Source organism: Rhodococcus jostii RHA1 (assembly GCF_000014565.1).
GTDB classification, from domain to species: Bacteria; Actinomycetota; Actinomycetes; order Mycobacteriales; family Mycobacteriaceae; genus Rhodococcus_F; species Rhodococcus_F jostii_A.
In genome coordinates this window covers 6,566,978-6,588,510 of record NC_008268.1, presented here as the reverse complement: position 1 = coordinate 6,588,510, position 21,533 = coordinate 6,566,978, and the positions used below count along the sequence as shown (strand labels likewise).

At 68.6% G+C, this 21,533-nt stretch carries 1 protein-coding gene (cut by a window edge); it reads right to left on the bottom strand.

What is annotated here, in order from left to right; genetic code table 11:
• On the bottom strand, nucleotides 1–21,533 hold the 5' portion of the coding sequence (locus RHA1_RS29825) for a non-ribosomal peptide synthase/polyketide synthase (RefSeq protein ID WP_011598132.1). 12,244 nt of this gene lie to the left of the window's left edge; the window shows 21,533 of its 33,777 coding nt (coding positions 1–21,533); its start codon is at nucleotides 21,531–21,533; its stop codon lies beyond the left edge, outside the window.

Here is a 21,533-nt window from a genome sequence, read left to right as displayed (position 1 = left end):
ACCTGGTGCGGGCCCTCCGGCGAGTCCGGGTAGATCGTGCGCAGCGACTCGTGCCGGTCGAGCACGTCGAACACGGCGGACTGCAGCGCGTCCACGTCCAGCGCACCGGTCAATCGGACCGCGAGGGGAATGTTGTAGGCGGGCGAGTCCGGGTCGAAGCGGTTGATGAACCACATCCGGGACTGTGCCAGCGACAACGGGACGAAGGCAGACCTCTCCCGCGGCGCGAGGACAGGCCGCGGTCGGAGGTTCTCGTCCGGGGTGCCGATGCGGGCGGCGAGGCCCGAGACCGTCGGCGCCTCGAACAGTTCCCGCACTCCGATGCGGCGACCGAAGACCTGCCCGGCCCTGGACACGACACGGGTGGCGCTCAGCGAGTTTCCGCCGAGGTCGAAGAATCTGTCGTCGACGCTGACCTGCTCGAGTCCGAGCACGTCGGCGAAGATGCCTGCGATCGTCTCTTCCGCGGGTGTCGTCGGGGCACGGAACTCCGCGCCCGCGGTGACGAACTCGGGTTCGGGCAGCCGCGCGCGATCCAGCTTGCCGATGCCGGTCAGCGGGACCTCGTCGAGGAGGATCACGACGGACGGCACCATGTACGGCGGAAGCGTCTCGCCGACAACCGACTTCAGCGATTCCGGATCGACCGTCGCGCCGTCGGCGGGCAGGACGTACGACACGAGGGTCGTCAGCCCGGCTGGGTTCTCGCGACCCACGGTCACGGCGAACTCGACGTTCGGCTGTGCGGCCAGGGCGGCGTCGATCTCACCGAGTTCGACGCGGAACCCGCGGACCTTCACCTGGAAGTCGGACCGGCCGACGTACTCCACCCGGTGTCCGTCCGCCCAGCGCACGACGTCGCCGGTGCGGTACATGCGCGCGCCGGGTTCACCGAACGGGTTGGCCACGAACCGCTCCGCCGTGACCGACGGACGGTTGTGGTAGCCGCGGGTCACCGACGGACCGCAGATGTAGAGCTCCCCGGGAACTCCTTCCGGCACCGGACGCAACCTCGAATCGAGGATGAGGGATTCGACGCCACGCAGCGGCGAACCGATCGTCACGCGTTCGCCCGCCACCATCGGTTCGGTGATGGTGACGATGACCGTGGTCTCGGTGGGACCGTAGGCGTTGCGCATCTCGCGGCCGGGAGCCCACCGTGCTACCAGTTCCGGTGTGCAGGTGTCGCCGCCGACCACGACGGACGTGACCGTGTCGAGCCCGTCGGGGTCGACGGTCATCAGCGCGGTCGGTGTCATGACCACGTTGTTGACCCGTTCGCGGCGGATCAGGTCGGCGAGTTCGTCGCCGCCGTAGACGTCCGCGGGCGAGATCACCAGGGTGGCGCCCGCGCTGAACGCGGCGAGCATCTCCCCGACCGACGTGTCGAAGCTCGGCGACGCCACGTGCAGGAAACGGGAGTCCGGTGACACGACGTAGTGCTCGCGCACCTCGCGGGTGAGGTTCGCCAGACCGCGGTGGGTGACCACGACGCCCTTCGGCTTACCCGTCGAACCCGAGGTGTAGATGAGATACGCCGGGTGGTCGACCGTCAGCGCGCGGCGCAGATCCGCGTCCTCCACGGCGCCCGCACTGCGGGCACCGATCTCCTCGGCCGCCGCCGTCTCGTCGAGGACGATCCACGGCACCGTGCCGGGAAGGTCGTCGTGGTGGCGGGCGACCGTCAGTCCGAGGACCGCCCCCGAGTCGGACAGCATCTCGCCGATCCGCTCGAACGGCAGCTTCGGGTCGACGGGCAGGTAGGCGCCGCCGGCCTTGGCGATCGACCAGATTCCAAGGATGGATTCGACGGAACGCGTGATCGCCAGTGCGACATAGCTCTCCGGCCCCACGCCCCGATCGATCAGGACGCGCGCCAGCTGATTCGACAGCTCGTCGAGTTCCCGGTACGTGGCCTCGCGTCCCTCGTAGGACACCGCGACCGACTCCGGGGAGATCTCGACACCCGAACGCAGCAGTTCGGGCAGCGTGCGCGGCTCGATTGACTGCGGTCCGCGGACCGGGGCGATCGCGGCCTTCTCCGCGGCGTCGAGGATCTCGATGTCGCCGAGGACCACGTCACGGTCGGCCGACACGGCATGGAGGATCCGGCCGAACCGGTCCGCGAAGCTCAGAACGGTCTGCTCGTCGAAGATGTCGGTCGAGTAGTTGAACGTCGCGGCGATACCCGCGGCGGCCCCATCGACGTAGCGCTCGCCGACGCTGAGCTGGAGGTCGAACTTGGCGACCTCGAGCGGCGCGTCGAGCGCGGAGATCTCGAGGCCCGGGAACTCCATCCGGACCGATTCGTTGTTGTCGAACGACAACGCCACCTGGAACAGCGGCTGGTGTGCCGTCGACCGCGGCACGTCGAGTACCTCGACGAGGCGCTCGAACGGAACGTCGCTGTGGCTGAACGCATTCAGATCGGTGGCGCGCACCTGTGCCAGCAGGTCGGCGAAGGTGTCGTCGGGACGCACCGACGCGCGGAGCACGAGGGTGTTGACGAACATGCCGACGAGCCTGTCCAGTTCCTGCTCGCCGCGGCCGGCGACCGGCGTGCCGATCGCGACGTCCGTCTGCGACGACAGCCGCTCGAGCAGGACCACGAGCGCGGCGTGCACGACCATGAACAGGGTCGAGTTCGTTTCCCGGGCGATCGTGAGCAGCCCGCGGTGGGTCTGCGCGTCGATCGTGAAACGTGCCGACGCGCCGCGCAGCGACTGCACCGGCGGCCGGGGCCGGTCGGCCGGCAACTCGAGCACCTCGGGGAGCCCGCCGAGCGCCTGCTGCCAGTAGCCGAGCTGGCGGGCGACGAGCGATTCGGGGTCGGACTCGTCACCGAGCGACTCACGCTGCCACAGCGCGTAATCGGCGTACTGGACGGGCAGCGGTTCCCAGCCGGGAGCAGTACCGGCCGCACGCGCCGCGTAGGCGGTCATGATGTCGGTGAAGAGGGGCGCCAGCGACGCACCGTCGGCCGAGATGTGGTGCACGACCATCATCAGGATGTGGTCGGTGGGGTTCACCTCGAAGCAGGCGACCCGCACCGGGACCGTCTCGGTGACGTCGAATCCGGTGGCGCCGAGTTCACGCATCCGCGCGTACAGGTCCTGCTCGTCCGCGACCGGCGTCGGGGTCAGGTCGGACACCACGTCGGCTGCGGGCAGCACGATCTGGTGTGCGTCCTCGTCGCCGACCGGGAAGACCGTTCGCAGCGACTCGTGCCGCTCCACGACGTCCGCCCACGCCGCATTCAGCGCCGCCGTATCGATCGAGCCCGTCAACCGCACCGCCAACGGCAGGTTGTACGCCGGGGAGGACGGATCGAACTGGTTGATGAACCACATGCGCTGCTGAGCCAGCGACAGCGGGATGCGGTCGGGGCGGGCACGGGCGACGAGCGTGGGACGGTGTTCGGCGGTTCCCGCGGTCGCTTCGAGCAACGCCGCGAGCTCTGCGACGGTCGGGTGCTCGAAGCACTCCCGGACGGAAAGCTGCGCACCGAGCGCCGCGGTCAGCCTGGCGGTGAGCCTCGTTGCGCTGATGGAGTTTCCGCCGAGGTCAAAGAACGAGTCGGCGGTGCCGACGCGTTCGACGCCGAGAACTTCCGCAAACACGCCCGCCACGATCTCTTCCACAGGCGTGCTGGGAGCAACGAATTCTGACTGCAAGACCGTGATCTCCGGCGCAGGCAGGGCTTTTCGGTCGAGCTTGCCGTTGACAGTTATGGGCATAGCCCCGAGAACCATCACGACATCCGGCACCATGTAGCTGGTTAGGAACCCGCTGGCAAAGTCTTTGATCTCAGTCGGGACCAATATCGCGCCAGACTCAGGGACGACGTAGCCGACAAGCCGGTCACCGACCTCGGCATCCCGGAGCACCACTGCAACTGATGCCGCGACACCGGGTGCTCGCAACAGCGCCGATTCGATTTCTCCCAGCTCGATGCGGAAGCCACGGAGCTGGATCTGCGAGTCGCTGCGGCCTAGGTACTCGAGCAATCCCGCGGAATTCCAGCGGGCCACGTCACCCGACCGATACAGCCGCCCACCCGTCGCCCCAAAGGGATTTGCGACGAATCGTGTGGAAGTGAGATCAGGACGTTGTAGGTAGCCCCGAGTGAGTTGCCCGCCGGAGATGTACATCTCGCCGGAAACTCCGGTCGGGACAGGCCGCAACCTGGAGTCGAGGACGTGCACGCGCAGACCATCTATCGGCTCGCCCACAACCGATGCCGAGGCCGACTCGGCGAACTTGCGGTCGAGGGCGAGATGTGTGACGTGCACGGTCGTCTCGGTTATTCCGTACATGTTCACCAAGCGCGGAGCAGTTTCGGGATGCCTGTCGTACCACTTCGACAACTGCCCCAGATCGAGGGCCTCGCCACCGAAGATCACATACCGCAGTGCGAGATCATCGGGTGTCTCGAGAGCGCGATCAGCTGCGGACAGTTGATAAAACGCCGACGGCGTCTGACTTAAAACGGTAACGCGCTCGCGGCTAAGCAGTGCGCGGAACTCGTCGGGAGAGCGGGAAGTGAGGTAGTCGACGACCACGAGTCGACCGCCGTAGAGCAGCGCCCCCCACAACTCCCACACCGAGAAGTCAAAAGCGTATGAGTGGAACAGTGTCCACACATCCGAGTCATCGAAGCCGAACTCGCCGAACGTGCGGTCGAACAATTGCACGACGGCGGAGTGCGTGACCATCACGCCCTTGGGACGTCCCGTGGAGCCCGACGTGTAGATGACGTAAGCCAGATTATTCGCGCGCAGAGCAGCGTGTCGCTCGCGCTCTTCGACTGGACCGGCATCAAGGTCCGCAAGATCGATAAGGGTCTCGTCGGCATCGAGAAGCACCGTAGGAATTCCGGTATCGGGAAGACCAGCTGCATGAGCAATCGACGTGAGAATCACGACAGGCCGCGCATCCGTGAGCATGAACTCAAGCCTGTCGGCAGGGTAGGTGACGTCGGTCGGCAAGTATCCGCCACCCGCCTTCACCACGGCGAGAAGGGAAACGACGAGATCCGCCGATCGGTCGAGCGCTACCGCCACGAGGGAATCCGGGCCCACCCCCCGCGATATCAACAACCGGGCCAGTTTGTTCGCGCGAACGTCGAGTTCACTGTAGGTGAGTGTAACCGCGCCCGCCGTGACTGCCTCTGCCTCGCATGCTGCCTTCGCAGTTTCTTCGAACAGGTCGACGAGGGTCCGCTCGGCCGCCGCAGTCGTCGAGGTCGCCGATGTCGCGTCGGAGATAACGCCGGCGAGGACACCGGCGAACGTGTCGGCGAAATCTTCGCCCGAGGATCCCTCGAGCAGTCCGGGCAGCAGAGTGGACAGTGCCACTGTGACGGCGGCTTCCGGTCCGATGCCCACACCGGCGAGCGTGCGCGCGAGTTCCGCGGACTTGTCCCGCAACTGCGCATACGTGACATCGGTGCCGTTGTGCGACAGCGCGATCCCGTCCGGGTTGATCGACGCCGCGCCGTCGAGGAGTTCGGGCAGCGACTTTGTGGCCGTCAGCTCCTCCGAGATCGAGTGCGACATCAGGGACTGCGCCCCCTCTTCCGGCACGGCCAGACCGGCCTTCTCGTCCTCGGTCAGGATGTCGATGTCACCGACGACGGCGTCCGCGTCGACCGTGACGGCCTCGAGCACGCGAACGAAGCGATCGGCGAAACCGCGGACCGTCGACTCGTCGAACAGATCGGTGGCGTAGGAGAACCAGCCCCGCATGCCGTTCGCGACGGAGCCCTCGTCGAACCGTTCCTCGACCGCGACACCGAGATCGGTCTTGCTCGTGGTGAGTCCGCTCTCGAGAACCTCGACGGTCAGCCCGTCGAGCTCGAGCTTCGGCCGTTCGAGGTTCTGGAAGCTCAGCATCACCTGCGCGAGCGGCGCGTACGCGGCGGTGCGCGACGGACGGAGCACCTCGACGATCTGCTCGAACGGCACATCCGCGTTCCCGAATGCATTCAGATCGACCTCGCGTGCCTGCGTGAGCAGCGTGCTGAAACGGGCGTTCTGGTCCACATCGGTGCGCAGCACGAGCGTGTTGACGAACATCCCGACGAGGTCGTCGAGCGCGCGGTCACCGCGGCCCGCGACGGGGGTGCTGACGGAGATGTCGCTGGTGTTGCTCAGACGTCCCAGGAGCACGGCGAGTGCGGTGTGCACCACCATGAACAGCGACGCCTGGTGGGTCTGTGCGAGGTCGTTCAGCGACCGGTGCACGTCCTGCCCGATCTCGAACTCGATCAGGCCACCCTGCGGGTTGCGGACGGCCGGACGCGGCCGGTCGGCCGGGAGGTCGAGGACCTCCGGTGCATCGCCGAGGGCGTGCGTCCAGTACGCGATCTGCTTGCCCGCAAGCGAGTCCGGGTCGTCCTCGGAGCCGAGGAGATTCCGCTGCCACAGGGCGAAGTCCGGGTACTGCACGGGCAGCGGCGAGAAGCCGGGCTCCTCCCCCTGCACGCGAGCGCCATAGGCGCCGAACAAGTCCCGTGCGAGCGGGGCCATCGACGAGCCGTCCGCCGAGATGTGGTGGACGACGACGACGAGGACGTGGTCGCGTTCCCCGAGTTCGAACAGGGCGGCGCGCACCGGCACGTCGGCGGTGACGTCGAAGCCGGCCGATGCCAGCGCGACGACCCGCTCCCGCAGCTCCTGCTCGTCGGCCACGCGGACGACGTCGAGCCCGGACTTCGTGTCGGATGCGGGCAGGACGACCTGGTAGGGGCCGTCGACGGAATCCGGGTACACCGTGCGCAGCGACTCGTGCCGGGCGACGACGTCGGCGATCGCCGAGCGCAGCGCGTCGACGTCCAGTGCGCCGGTGAGCCGCAACGCCAACGGGATGTTGTACTCGGCCGATTCGGGATCGAACCGGTTGGCATACCACATCCGCTGCTGTGCCAGCGACAGCGGCAGCCGGTCCGGACGCGGTCCGGCGGTGACGGGCGGACGCGCGCCGCCATCCACACCGAGCTCTTCCAGCCTGCGGGCCAGCTGCGCCACCGTGGGAGCCTCGAAGATCTCGCGCACCGGAGCGTCGATGCCCACGGCCTCGTTGATCCGCGCCATCACGCGGGTGGCGGCGAGCGAGTTTCCGCCGAGCGTGAAGAAGGAGTCGTCCGCTCCGACCACGTCGACACCGAGTACCTCCGCGAACACCGCGGCGACCCGCTGTTCGAGAGCGGTTCCCGCAGCACGGAACTCACGGTCCTCCGCCAGGAATTCGGGCTCGGGCAGGGCCCGGCGGTCGAGCTTGCCCACCGGGGTGAGCGGGATGGCGTCGAGGGTCACGATCGTCGACGGCACCATGTACGTGGGCACGAACTCGCCCACGAAGTCCAGCATCCGGGGAACGTCCACCTCGACGCCCGGCACCGGAAGCACGTACGACACGAGGACCGAATCGCCGGACGGTCCGGGCAGCACGGACGTCGTGGCGAAGTCGACGGCGGGGTGCTTGGCGAGCACCGCGTCGATCTCGCCGAGTTCGATGCGGAACCCGCGGACCTTCACCTGCTGGTCCGAGCGGCCGACGTAGTCGACGGTCAGCGCACCGTCCGCGTCCTTCGTCCAGCGCACGACGTCGCCGGTGCGGTACATCCGGTCGCCCGGCTCACCGTACGGGTTCGCGACGAAGCGTCCCGCGGTCAGCGGCGTGCGCCGGTGGTAGCCACGGGCGAGTCCGAGACCCGACAGATAGAGGTCACCTGCGATACCGACCGGAACGGGGCGGAGCCGATCGTCGAGGACCAGCGCGCTGGTGCCGCGGATCGGACCACCAATAGTGACCGGGCCGTCGGCGGCCATCGGGTCGCTGATGTTGGTCATGATCGTGGTCTCGGTGGGACCGTATCCGTTGAACAGCGAACGTCCGGGTGCCCAGCGGGCCGCGAGTTCCGCCGGGACGGCCTCGCCGCCGGCGACGACGAACTGGAAGTCGTCCAGCCCGGACGGATCCACGGACGCCAGCGCCGAAGGCGTGACGAAGCCGTGCGTGACGCGGTGTTCGCGCAGGAACTTCGCGAACTCGGGTCCGCCGTACACGTCGGTGGGAGCGATCACCATTGTGGCACCGGCGCCGACCGCGAGCAGCAGTTCGAGAACGGACGCGTCGAAGCTCGGCGACGCGAAGTGCAGCGTCCGCGAGTCCGTCGTCACCCGGTAACGCTCACGCTGTTCGGCCGCGAAGTTGGCGAGACCCCGGTGCGTCACGACGACGCCCTTGGGCTGCCCGGTGGTGCCGGACGTGTAGATCACGTAGGCGCTGTTGGCCGGTGTCACGGCCGTGCGACGCTCCACCTCCGCGACGGGAGCCGTGGAATACTGCGCGGCGGCGTTCTCGAAGTCTTCGCTGTCGAGGACCAGCCAATCCACGTCCGCAGGAAGCCGGCCGACCTCGGAGCTCACGGAAAGCCCCAGCGACACACCGGAATCGGTGACCATGTGCGCTATGCGCTCGTCCGGGTACCCGGGGTCGATCGGCACGTACGCGCCGCCGCTCTTGGCGACCGCCCAGATGCCGGCGATCGACACGATCGAGCGGGTGATGCCGAGCCCGACGAACGTCTCCGCGCCGACTCCGCGCTCGATCAGGATGCGCGCCACACGGTTCGAGAGCTCGTCCAGCTCGCGGTAGGTGATGCTGTCGCCGCCCGAGACGATCGCGACCCCGTCGGGGTTCGCGGCGACCGCCGCGGACAGCAGTTCGACGAGAGTCGTGGGCGGTGTGCCCTCGATACCGCGGACCGGTGTCAGTTCCGCTGTCTCCTCGGCGTCGAGGATGGGGATGTCCCCTACCGCGATGTCGGTTCCGCCGCCTGCGACGGCGGCGAGGATCCGCACGAAACGGTCCGCGAAGCCCTGCACGGTCTCCGCGTCGAAGATCTCGGTGGCGAACCCGAGAACGCCGGTGATCCCGGTGGGCGCACCCTCGTCCGACCACAATTCGCGCAGGTCCACGGTGAGGTCGAACTTGCTGAACTCGACGTCCACGGCGCCGGGTGTCGCCTCGAGCCCGGCGAACTCGAGCGACGGGATGCCGTTGACCTGATGGGTCAGCACGACCTGGAACAGCGGCGAGTACGCCGTCGACCGGGTCGGCTTCAAGACGTCCACCAACTGCTCGAACGGGACGTCCTGATTGCTGAACGCGGCGAGGTCCTGGGTGCGGACCTGCTCGAGCAGTTCGGCGAACGACGTGCCGGGCTCGACCTCGGTCCGCAGCACCAGCGTGTTGACGAACATGCCGACGAGGTTCTCGAGTGCCTCGTCACCACGACCGGCCACAGCTGTTCCGATGGCGATGTCGGTGCTCGCGCTGAGCCGTGCCAGCAGCACGGACAGCGAGGCGTGCAGCACCATGAACAGTGACACGTTGTGTGCGCGCGCGACCTCACCGAGACGACGGTGGATGTCCTCGTCGACGGAGAAGCCGACGGAGGCACCGGCCATCGACCGCACCGTCGGGCGGGGCCGGTCGATGGGGAGCGCCAGGACGTCCGGCACACCCGCGAGGGTCTTCGACCAGAAATCGATCTGCGCCGCGGCCAGGGAATCGGGGTCGTCCTCGGAACCGAGCACGTCCCGCTGCCACAGCGCGTAGTCCCCGTACTGGACGGGCAGCACCGGCCATGCAGGCTGCGTTCCGTCCAGATTGGCCGCGTAGGCCGTCATGACGTCGCGGGCCAGCGGCAGCGTGGACGCGCCGTCGGACGCGATGTGGTGCATGACCAGGACCAGCACGTGGTCGGCCGCGCCGAGCCGGAACAGGCGGGCCCGGACCGGGATCGTGTCGGTGACGTCGAAGCCGGTGGAACCGAATTCGAACATTCGGTCCCGAAGGGCCTCCTCGCGGACGTCGACCGGCTCGAGAGCGAGGTCGATGTCGGCGGGGGGCAGGATCACCTGATGCGCACCGGAATCGGAGTCCGGGAACACGGTCCGCAGCACTTCGTGCCGCGCCACGACGTCGGAGAGCGCCGCGGCCAGGGCGGCGACGTCGAGCTCCCCGCGCAGTCGCACGGTGAGCGGAACGTTGTACGCCGGCGACGACGGATCGAAACGGTTGAGGAACCACATCCGCTGCTGCGCGAGCGACAGCGGCAACTCCCGCGGGCGCTCGCCGGCGACGAGTGCGGGCCTGGTGGAGCCGTGGTGAGCCCGGTCCTCGACGAGCTTCGCGAGGGTCGCGACCGTGGGGGCCTCGAACAGATCACGGATCCCGACCTCGGTGCCCGTCGCGGACGTGACGCGGGCAGCGACTCTGGTGGCGCTGAGGGAGTTGCCGCCCAGGTCGAAGAACGACTCGTCGACACTCACCCGCGTCGCGGAGACGACGTCACCGAAGATGCCGGCGACGACCTCCTCGAGGGGGGTGCGAGGTGCGACGAATTCGACCGTGCTCGTGGCGAAGACCGGCTCCGGGAGGGCCTTGCGGTCGACTTTGAGATTCGCGTTGAGCGGCATCTCGTCGAGCACCATCACCGTGTCCGGGATCATGTGCGAGGGCAGGGCGCGATGCAGGTCGTCCAGGATCGCGTCGATGTCGAGTTCGACACCGGCTGCCGCGGTGACGTAGCTGACGAGCCGGGGGCCCTGCTCGCTCTCGTGCACGACGACGACCGACTGCAGCACGTCGCTGTTGGCGGTGAGCGCCGACTCGATTTCCCCCAGTTCGATCCGCAGGCCGCGGATCTTCACCTGAAAGTCGCTGCGACCGACGAATACCAGCTGGCCGTGGTCACGCTCACGGACCAGGTCGCCGGTCCGGTAGAGGCGGGTGCCGGCGTTGCCGAACGGGTTCGCGACGAAGCGGGACGCCGTGATCCCGGTCATGCCACCGTATCCACGAGCGAGCACGATGCCGCCGATGTAGAGCTCACCGGTCACACCGGGCGGAACCGGGCGCATCCGCCCGTCGAGCACGTGGTACTCGACCCCTTCGAACGCCGCACCGAACGGCACCGGCCACTGCTCGGCATCCGCCGAGGAGAGGTCGACCTCGTACGAGGAGTCGGTGGCCGACGCCTCGGTCGGCCCGTAGGTGTTGATCAGACGGGTCTGCGTTCCGATCAGCGCGGAGCAGGCGGCGGGTCGGAGCTGCTCGCCGCCGACCACCACGATGTCCAGCTTGCCGAGGACCCCTTCCGTGTCGAGGTCGCTCAGGACCTCGAAGGCGCTGGGCGCCATGTTCGCGATCTGCACATCGCCGGTGCCGATCTGCCGGAGGATTGGTAGTGGGTCAAAGCCGGGTTGCGCAAGGTGCATGACGCCGCCGTACGCGACCGACACCCAGATATTTTTCTGGGTCTGGTCGAACAACGGAGAGTTGGCGACGAGGACACCGGTCCCCTCGGTGAAATCCAGGGCGTGGCGATACCACTGATACGTGTTGGACACACCGATCATGGGCACCATGGTCGGCTTCGGGCGTCCGGTCGAACCCGAGGTCGAGATGACATAGGCCAGGCGGGAACTCGCTTCCGCGTCCGACCACGGGTCGTGCGCGAAGTCACTGACGTCGTGTGCGGCGAGCCGCTCGATCGTGTCGGCATCGTCGACGACGATCGCGGCGTCGAGGACGGCGTTGCCCAACGGCGCCTCGGTCAAGCCGCTCCACGAGTTGGTGACGACCACGGCGCGGGTACCACTGTCCTCGATCAGCCCGACGATCCGGTCGAGACCCCAGTCCTGGTCGAACGGCGAGTATGCCGCGCCCAGCTTCCAGGCGGCGATCATGCCGATCACCCATTCGAGCGACCGCGGGACGATCAGTGCCACGACGTCGTCGGGACCGACCCCCTGCGCGCGGAGCTCACGAGCCAGCTGATTGGCGCGGCGGTTGAGTTCGCCCCTGGTGGTCGTGACCCCACCCGCAACGACTGCCGGCGCATCGGGTTCCCGTTCCACCGACTCCTGCCAGCGCGCGATGAACCGCTCGAGCGGCCACCCCGCGGGATCGGGCATCTCGGACGCCGACGGCGCCGTTGCAACGATCTCCGGTGCGGGCGCGGCGATCTCGATGTCACCGACGAGGGCGTACGCGTCCGCGATGACCTGGTCGAGGATCGTACCGAAGCCGTCCTTCCCGTCCTCGGACGGCGGGGCCGTCATGATCGTGGGAACCAGACCGGACAGCACGACGGAGACGATCGCGTCCGGACCCATCCCCCGCTCCGACAGCGGCGCGGACATCAAGCGCAGCCGCTCGTCGAACTCGCGGTACGTCACCTGCATGCCGTCGTGGGCGACGGCGACGGCGTCGGGAGCGACCTCGACCGCTGCAGCCAGAAGCTGCGGCAGCTCGCGAACTGTCATCGTGCGGGCAGGTCGGGCTTGGCTCAACTTTGCTCTCTCGTGTTCGGTGAGAATGTCGATGTCGCCCACAGCGACACCGGGATCGGTGACGACGGCCTCGAGGATCCGGACGAACCGTTCGGAGATCCGTTCCGCGGTGCTCCGCTCGAACAGGTCGGTGGCGAACGTGAACCTGCCGCCGAGGCCTGCCGGTTCACCCGACTCGTCGGCCTTCTCGGTGATCGTCAGTGTGAGGTCGTACTTGGCGCCCTGCGCCATGTCCTCGATCACGTGGACGGTCAGACCGGGCAGTTCGAGCGCGTCCATCCGGTTGTTCTGGAACGACAGCATCACCTGGAACAGCGGCGAGTACGCCGCCGAGCGCCGAATCCGCAGTGCCTCCACGATCTTCTCGAACGGCACGTCGGAATTACCGAACGCCGCCAGGTCGCCTTCGCGGACCCGTTCGACGAGTTCGGCGAAGGAATCCCCCGGCCGCACGTGGGTGCGCAGGACCAGGGTGTTGACGAACATGCCCACGAGGTCGTCGAGCGCCTGATCGCTGCGTGCGGCGAGCGGGGTGCCGACGGTGATGTCGTCGCTGTTGCTCAGCCGCGACAGCAGTGTCGTCAACGCCGCGTGCGTCACCATGAAGAGCGAGGCGCCGCGTTCCTTGCCGACCGCTTCGAGGCCGCGCCGCAACTCGGGGGTGATCGCGAAGTCGATCGAATCGCCCCGCATCGACTGCCTGGCCGGGCGTGCGTGGTCCAGCGGAAGGTCGATGAGCTCGGGTGCCCCGGCGAGGGTGTCAGCCCAGTGCGCGATCTGCTTGCCCGCGAGCGACTGGGTGTCGGCGGGGTCGCCGAGGACTTCGCGCTGCCACAGCGCGAAGTCGGGGTACTGCACCGGCAGCGGCTGCCACAGCGGAGCCGCACCGGCGGTGCGCGCGCTGTATGCGACCATGACGTCCCGTGCGAGCGGCGACATCGACGCGCCGTCGGCGCAGATGTGATGCACGACGAGGACGAGCAGGAACTCGCTCTCGCTCGTGGCGAACAGCCGGATGCGCAGCGGGGGCGCAACTGTGACGTCGAATCCCTCGGTGGCGAATTCGGTGAGGGCCGTGTGGAGTTCGGCCTCGGTCACCGGGACGGGCGTCAGGTCGAAGGGAACCTGCTCGGTGTCGACGATTTGCTGGTACGGGCCGTCGCCGGCGTCGGGGAACACGGTCCGCAGAGACTCGTGCCGCGCGAGCACATCCGACACCGCCGACGACATCGCGTCGATGTCGAGCGAACCGGAGAGCCGCACGGCGAGCGGGATGTTGTACGCCGAGGACGCCGTGTCGAACCGGTTCATCAGCCACATGCTTTGCTGAGCCATCGACAGCGGAACCCGCTCGGGGCGCGGCCGCGCGACGAGGACCGGGCGGTCGGAGCCCGTGCCGGCCTGCTCCGCCACCTTTACGGCGAGCCGCTCCACGGTCGGCGCATCGAACAACTCGCGCACACCCAGACGGGTGCCCGCGGCAGCGTTGAGCCGGGCGACAGCCTTCGTCGCCACGAGCGAGTTGCCCCCGAGGTCGAAGAACGACTCGGCGACACTGATCTTCGCGAGCCCGAGCACGTCGGCGAGGACACCGGCGACCAGTTCCTCGGTCGGCGTACGCGGCTCGATCATCTCGCCCTGCAGGGCGTCGAAGTCGGGCTCGGGCAGGGCCTTCCGGTCAAGTTTTCCTGCCGTGGTGAGCGGGATCTCGTCGAGGACGACGACCGAGCTCGGCACCATGTGCGCCGGAAGCATGTCGCCGACGAAATGCGTCACCTCGGCGACGTCCACCGAGGCGCCCGCGGTCGGCAGCACGTACGACACGAGGGCGGTCGAACCCGACGGCATCGACGTGCCGAGGGTGGCCGCGAACTCGAGGTCCGGGTGCTTGACCAGAACGGCGTCGATCTCGCCGAGTTCGATCCGGAAACCACGGACCTTCACCTGGAAGTCACTGCGACCGACGTACTCCACGCCGTAGCCGGAACGGTGTCCGTGGTCGACGACGAACCGGACGACGTCGCCCGTGCGGTACATCCGGCTGCCGCTGTCGCCGAACGGGTTCGCGACGAATCGTTCGGCGGTGAGGCCGAGACGGTCGTGGTAGCCGCGGGCGAGGCCGGGGCCTGCGATGTACAACTCCCCCGCCACGCCGACGGGTACCGGGCGCAGCAGTTCGTCGAGAACGTAGACGGTGACACCGCAGACGGGACCGCCGATCTCGACCCGGCTCCCGGGCACCAGCAGGTTGCTGACGTTGCTCATGATGGTGGCCTCGGTGGGTCCGTAACCGTTGTACATCCGGCGACCCGGCGCCCAGCGTTCCACCAGTTCCGGCGGGCACGCCTCGCCGCCGACCACGACGACCTCGAGCCGGTCGAGTCCGGCCGGCTCCACCGACGCGAGCGCGGCGGGCGTGACGAAGGCGTGGGTGACCTCGTTGTCCGCGAGGAAGTTTCGGAGCTCCTCGCCGCCGTACAGGTCTGCGGGGGCGACGATCATCGTCGCGCCGCAGCCGAAGGCGAGCAGCAGTTCGAGGACGGACGCGTCGAAGCTCGGGGACGCGAAGTGCAGGGTCCGCGCCGACGGGCTCACCCCGTAGTGGGTGCGCTGCTCGGCGGAGAAGTTGGCCAGACCGGTGTGGGTGACGACGACGCCCTTGGGCAGACCGGTGGTACCGGACGTGTAGATCATGTACGCCGGGTGCTCGAGCTGCACCGACGCGGTCCGCTCGGAATCCGTGACCGGATCCGCCGACTTCGGGGCGCACAGCGCGTCGCACTCGGACGAATCGAGGGCGAGCCATTCGACGTCCGAGGGAAGGGTGTCCCGCTGGGCGGCCACGGTCAGGCCGAGAATCGCACCGGAGTCGGCGACCATGTGCGCGATGCGCTCGGACGGGTAGCGGGGGTCGACGGGCACGAAGGTGCCGCCGGCCTTGGCCACGGCCCACGTTGCGATCACCGAGTGCAGCGAGCGCGTCATCCCGAGCGCCACCGACGTTTCCGGTCCCACACCGCGATCGACGAGAACCCGGGCGAGCAGGTTCGAGCGCGCGTCGAGTTCCGCGTAGGTCAGCGATTCGCCGTCCGCGACCAGCGCGGTGCGCTCGCCGTTCTCGGCCGCGGTCGCGGCGAGGATCTCCGGCAGCGACAGCGGTACGACGGCGTCGGTGCCGTGCGCCGCCAGCAAGGACGCACGCTCACCGGGAGCGAGGATGTCGATGTCCGCGACGAGCGTGTCGACGTCCCCGGACAGCGCACCGAGCACGCGGACGACCCGCTCCATGATCTCCTCGACCTCGGCGGCCTCGAAGATCTCGGGAAGGAACTTGGCCGTCAGGTGCAGCCGCGGGTCGGTCATCGCGACGATCGCCAGCGGGTAGTGCGTGGCGTCGTTGGACGTCACGTCGAGAACGCGGAGACCCTCGATGTCGCTGCTCTTCGTGAGCGCCTCACGGTCGAGCGGGTAGGACTCGTAGACCATCAGCGTGTCGAACAGCGCGCCGAGGCCGAGTCCCTGCTGGATGTCGGTGAGCCCGACGTGATGGTGATCGAGCAACTCGGTCTGCTCGTGCTGGATGCGGTCGAGCAGGGTGCGGACGGCGTCGCCGGCACGGACGCGGACCCGCACCGGCAGAGTGTTGATGAACAGCCCGAGCATGGACTCGATGCCGGGCACCTGCGGCGGACGACCCGAGACGGTGGTGCCGAACACCACGTCGTCCCGTCCGGTCAGCCTGCCCAGCACGATTCCCCACGCGGCCTGGACGAGGGTGTTCATGGTGACACCGAGTTCGCGCGAGCGCGCGGTCATGTCGGCGAGCAGGTCGTCCGGCAGGTCGATCACCAGCTCACCGGGGGTGAGCGTCGGCGCGGTCTCCGCGTGCGCGGGTGCGAGGAGGGTGGGCTCCTCGATACCGCCCAGGGCCTTCGTCCACGCGGCCACGGGCACCTGCGGGTCCTGCGCGGACAGCCACTCGAGGTAGCTGCGGTACGGACGCGGCTGCGGCAGTGCCAGTTCGTCGCCGTCCACCGCGTACAGGGTCAGCAGATCCTGGATGAGGATCGGCAGCGACCAGCCGTCGAGGAGGATGTGGTGGTTGGTGACGGCGAACCGGTAGCGGTCCTCGCCCGTCTCGACCAGCAGGAACCGAACGAGAGGCGGCGCAGTCATGTCGAACCGGTCGGTCCGGTTCGCGAGCATCAGCGCCTCGAGTTCCGCAGCACGATCGGACTCGGACGCGGCCGAGAGGTCGACGTGCGTCCACGGCACGTCCACCCGGTCGACGACCACCTGCATGCCGGCGCCGTCGTCGCCCGCGACGAACGCGGTGCGCAGGTTGGGGTGCCTCGCGACGAGTGACTCCGCGGCACGGCGGAGGCGGTCGGTGTCGACGGATCCGCCCAGGTCCATCACGAGCTGGGTGGTGTACACGTCGGTGTCGGTACCGGCCAGCGACGCGTGGAACAGCAAGCCCACCTGCAGCGGGGCCAGCGACCAGACGTCGCCGAGCGCGGGGTAGTCGCTCTCGAGGGTGTCGATCCGGCTCTGACTCAGGGACACGAGGTCGAGGTCCGACGGCGTCCGGCCACCGGCTCCGGGCCGCTTCGTGTGTTCGACGAGCCCTTCGAGCGCGCGTGCCCACAGGCCGGTGAGCTCGCCGACCTCGGCGTCGGCGAGGACGCCCTGGGGGAAGTCGACGGTGGCCGAAAGTCGCTGTTCTCCTTCGACATCCACGATCATCGCGTTGATGTCGAGGGCGAAGTGCACCGGCATCTCGCTGTTGCGGGTACCGGTCAGCTCCATCGTGTCGGTGTCGGGCACCCAGCCCGCCGCCCGGAACGCGTCGGGGATCTCGCCCACCGACACGCGACCGAGGTAGTTGAAACTGATCTGCGGGCTCGGCAACGCGGCGAGAACCGCGCGGGTCTCGGCGTTGAGGAATCGCAGCATTCCGTAACCGATGCCGTGCTCGGGTACCCGGGCGAGTTGTTCCTTCACCGACTTGACGGCCCGGCCTGCGGCCGCACCGCCGGCGAGGGCGTCGCGCACGTCGACGCCGGGCGCCGACAACCGGACCGGGAACATGCTGGTGAACCAGCCGACCGTGCGGGAGAGATCGGCGCCGGGCAGCACCGTCTCCTCGCGGCCGTGGCCTTCGAGGTGCACGAGGGTGGAGGACTCGGTGACGCCGCGTTCCGCGCGCCACGCCGCGACGGCGAGGGCGAGGGCGGTGAGGAGACCGTCGTTGACGCCGCCGTGGAACGCGCGCGGCACGTCGGTCAGCAGACCGTCGGTGACGTCGGCCGAGACCTCCAGGCGGACCCGGCCGGTGGTCGAGACCGTGTCGCGTCCGTCGAGGGCGCGCGAACCGATCAGCGGGTCCGCACCGTCGAGAGTGGTGCGCCAGTGGTCGAGTTCGGCCACGCGGCGGGCGCTCCGGGCGTTGTCGGCGAGGCCGTGCGCCCAGCGGCGCACCGACGTGCCGACCGCCGGGAGCAGCGGGTCGGCCCCGGCGGCGATCTGCGCCCACGCGGATGCGAAGTCAGGCACCAGCACTCGCCAGGACACCCCGTCCACGGCGAGGTGGTGGATCACGACGAGCAGTCGTCCCGACTGTGGGGTGCTCTCGCCCTCCCCGCTGTCGGCGTCCGCGCCGTCCCGCGGTGCGAGATCTCCGGCATCCTCTGCGGGCGCGAACCAGACGAAACGCACCACGCTGCCGGTCGCCGGGTCCAGCGTGTCCACCGTGCGCTCGAGAGCGTGCGCGGCCAGCGCCTCGAACGAGTCGGTGCCGGGTCCCTCGCTGAACTCGACGCGATCGACGAGCCGGTCGACGTCGACGGAGCCGATCGGTGCGACCTCCAGCGACCATCCGGCCGGAGAGTCGGTGCGGCGCAAAGACGAACGCAGAGCGTCGTGACGATCGACGACGGCCGCGAGCGTGCGCACCAGGCGGTCCCGCTCCACCTTCGGCGGCAGTGCCAGGAGAATGGACTGGGAGAAGCGGTGGAAGTCGCCGCCGAGTTCCGTCATCCAGTGCACGACCGGTGTCAGCGGCATCGTGCCGATACCGGCGCCCGGAAGTTCCTCGAGGACGTGCACCGTCGCCGACTCGGATGCCGACTTCGCGACCTCGGCGAGCGAGGCCACGGTCTTGCGCTCGAAGACGTCGCGGGCCGTGAACAGGACACCGGCTTCCTTCGCGCGGGACACCAGCTGGATCGAGACGATGCTGTCGCCACCGAGCGCGAAGAACGAGTCGCCGACACTGACCCGCGGCAGACCGAGAACCTCGGCGAACAGTCCTGCGATCGACTCCTCCATGGTGCTGCGAGGGGCCACGTACTCACTGGACTCCGCCGCGAACGTCGGTTCGGGCAAGGCCTTCCGGTCGAGTTTGCCGCTCGCTCCGACCGGCATCTCGGCGATCACCACGACGGCGTCGGGAACCATGTACGAGGGCACCGCGCGGCCGACGTGGACCGTCAGATCCTCGACGTCCACCGCCGAACCGGGTTCGGGGACGACATAACCGACGAGCCGTTGCCCCAGGGAGCTGTCGTGCACGACCGCAACCGACTGCGCCACATGGGGATACGAGGACATCGCGGCCTCGATCTCGCCCAGTTCGATGCGCAGGCCGCGCACCTTCACCTGGAAGTCGGTGCGACCGAGGTACTCGATGCTGCCGTCGACGCGCCACTTGACGAGGTCGCCGGTGCGGTACAGACGGGTTCCCGCGGCGCCGAAGGGATTGGCCACGAAGCGTTCTGCCGTGAGTTCCGGCCTGCCCTCGTAGCCGCGCGCGACCTGGGCGCCCGCGAGATAGAGCTCTCCCGCGGATCCGATGGGAGCGGGCCGGAGGTGGCCGTCGAGCACGTACGCCTCGGTGTTCCACACCGGGGTGCCGATGGGAATCGTGTGGAGGGTCTCCCGATCCACCTCGCCTGCGGTGGCGTGCACGGTGAACTCGGTGGGGCCGTACAGGTTGTGCAACCCGGCGTCGGACTTCGCGCGGAACGTTGCGGCGACGGCAGGCGGAAACGCCTCGCCCGCAACGAGAACGACGCGCAGGCTGACGAGTTGTTCGCGGTCCGCTTCGGCGACGAACACCGACAGCATCGACGGGACGAACGACGTCGCCGTGACCTTCTCGCGCGCGATCACGTCGGCGAGGTAGGCGGGGTCGCGATGCCCCTCGGGTGCGGCGATCACCAGGCGCGACCCGGAGGCGAGTGCGGCGAACAGTTCCCACACCGACACGTCGAACGTCGTCGGGGTCTTCTGCAGCACGACATCGTTCGCATCGAGCCCGTAGCGCGACGCGATCCACGTGACCTGGTTCAGGACCGAAGCGTGGCTCACCGCCACGCCCTTCGGACGTCCGGTGGACCCGGACGTGTAGATGACATAGGCCGGGTTCGCCGGCCGCAGATCGGCTGCCCGTTCGTCGTCGCGGATCGGGCCGGCCGGGGCGCCGCTCAGATCCAGGGCGTCGATCTCCAGGACGTCCTGATCGGCGGGAAAGACGAGGCCGTCGCGCGCGACCGTGAGGATGCACAGCGGGCGGGCACTCTCGAGCACGTACGCCGTGCGCTCGGCGGGGTGGTCGGAGTCGAGGGGCACGTACGCGCCACCCGCCTTGACGACGGCGTACATCGCGACCATGGAGTCGAGCGAGCGGCGGATCGCGAGGGCGACCTTCGTCTCCGGACCCACTCCCCTGCCGATCAGCGTCCGGGCGAGACGGTTCACCCGCGCGTCGAACTCGGCATACGTGAGCTCCTCGCCGTCGAAGACGAGTGCCGTCGCGTCGGGCGTGCGCCCGACCTGGGCGTCGAACAAGTCGACGACGGTCCCCGCCGGCGGGGTCACGACGTCGCCGTTCCACCCGGTCACGACCTGTCCGCGTTCCTCGTGGCTCATCGCGGCCAGGTCCGACACCGAGGCGTCGTCGCCGGCGCCGAGGAAGCGCTCGAAGAAGTCGAAGAAGCGGCTGTGGTGACGGTCCAGCTCGTCGGCGGAGTACAGGTTGGGGTTGGCCTCGAAGTCGATGTGGATCTTGCTGCCCGCCACACCCTGGTAGATGTTCAGCGAGAGATCTTCGACCGGTCCGGTGGTGAGGACGTTCTGGTGTCCGGTGACCGTCCCCAGCTTGATCTCGCTGTGGAACATCATGATGTTGATCGAGGGACCGAAGAAGCCACGCTGCCCCTGGGGCGCTCCCGCGTCCCGGCGGATGTCCTCGTGGCGGTACCGCTGGCGGCGCAGGGCGCCGGTGAGCTCGATCTGGACGCTCTTGACCAGCTCGGGGACGGTCATCTCCGGGGTGATCTGGAGTCGGAGCGGAACGATGTTCGACACCATTCCGCCGGAGCGACGCAGCGTGGCGGTGGTGCGCGCCGAGACCGGGAGGCTGAGGACGACGTCCGTCCGGTCGGTCATATGGGCCAGGTACGCGGCGAATGCGGCCACCACGATGGGTGCGGAGCTGGCGTTGCTGCCGCCGAGCGCCTCGTCGAGCAGGGTGGCGGTGGACTCGGGCAGGGCCTCGGAGGAGAGCCGCGCGAACTTGCCCACCATGGCCGCGCGACCGGCGAGGCTCGGAGCCTCGGGCAGGTGCGCGGTGCGTTCGGCCCAGTATTCGCGATCCTTCGCGAACCGCTCGGAGTTGCGGTACCGCTGCTCGTCCTCGACGATCCGGACCAGGTCCTCGGCGCGGCAGGCCGGCGGCTCGGTGCCCTCGACCAGTGCGGTGTAGATCTCGGCGATGCGAGCGATCAGCGCCATCGCGCCGAAACCGTCGAGCGCGATGTGATGGATGCGGCAGAACCAGAAGTAGTGATTCTCCCCGACGTGGAGTAGGTAGACCACGACGAGGCGGTCCTCGAGGAGGTCGACGGGGGCGCTGTAGTTGGCCCGCATCCACTTCTCGGCCGCGTCGACGGAATCGTCCTCGCCGCGGAGGTCGACGTAGGTGATGGCGTCGTCGAGCGCCTTGTCGACGTACTGGTACGGAACGCCGTCGATCTCGACGAGGCGGAGGAAGCCGGAGCCGAACTCCCGGCCGGTGCGCTTGCTGGCCTCGGTCAACAGGTCGAGGTCGATGTCACCGCGAAGCTCGATGTACTGGGCGATGGTGAGAGGAACGTCGCCCAT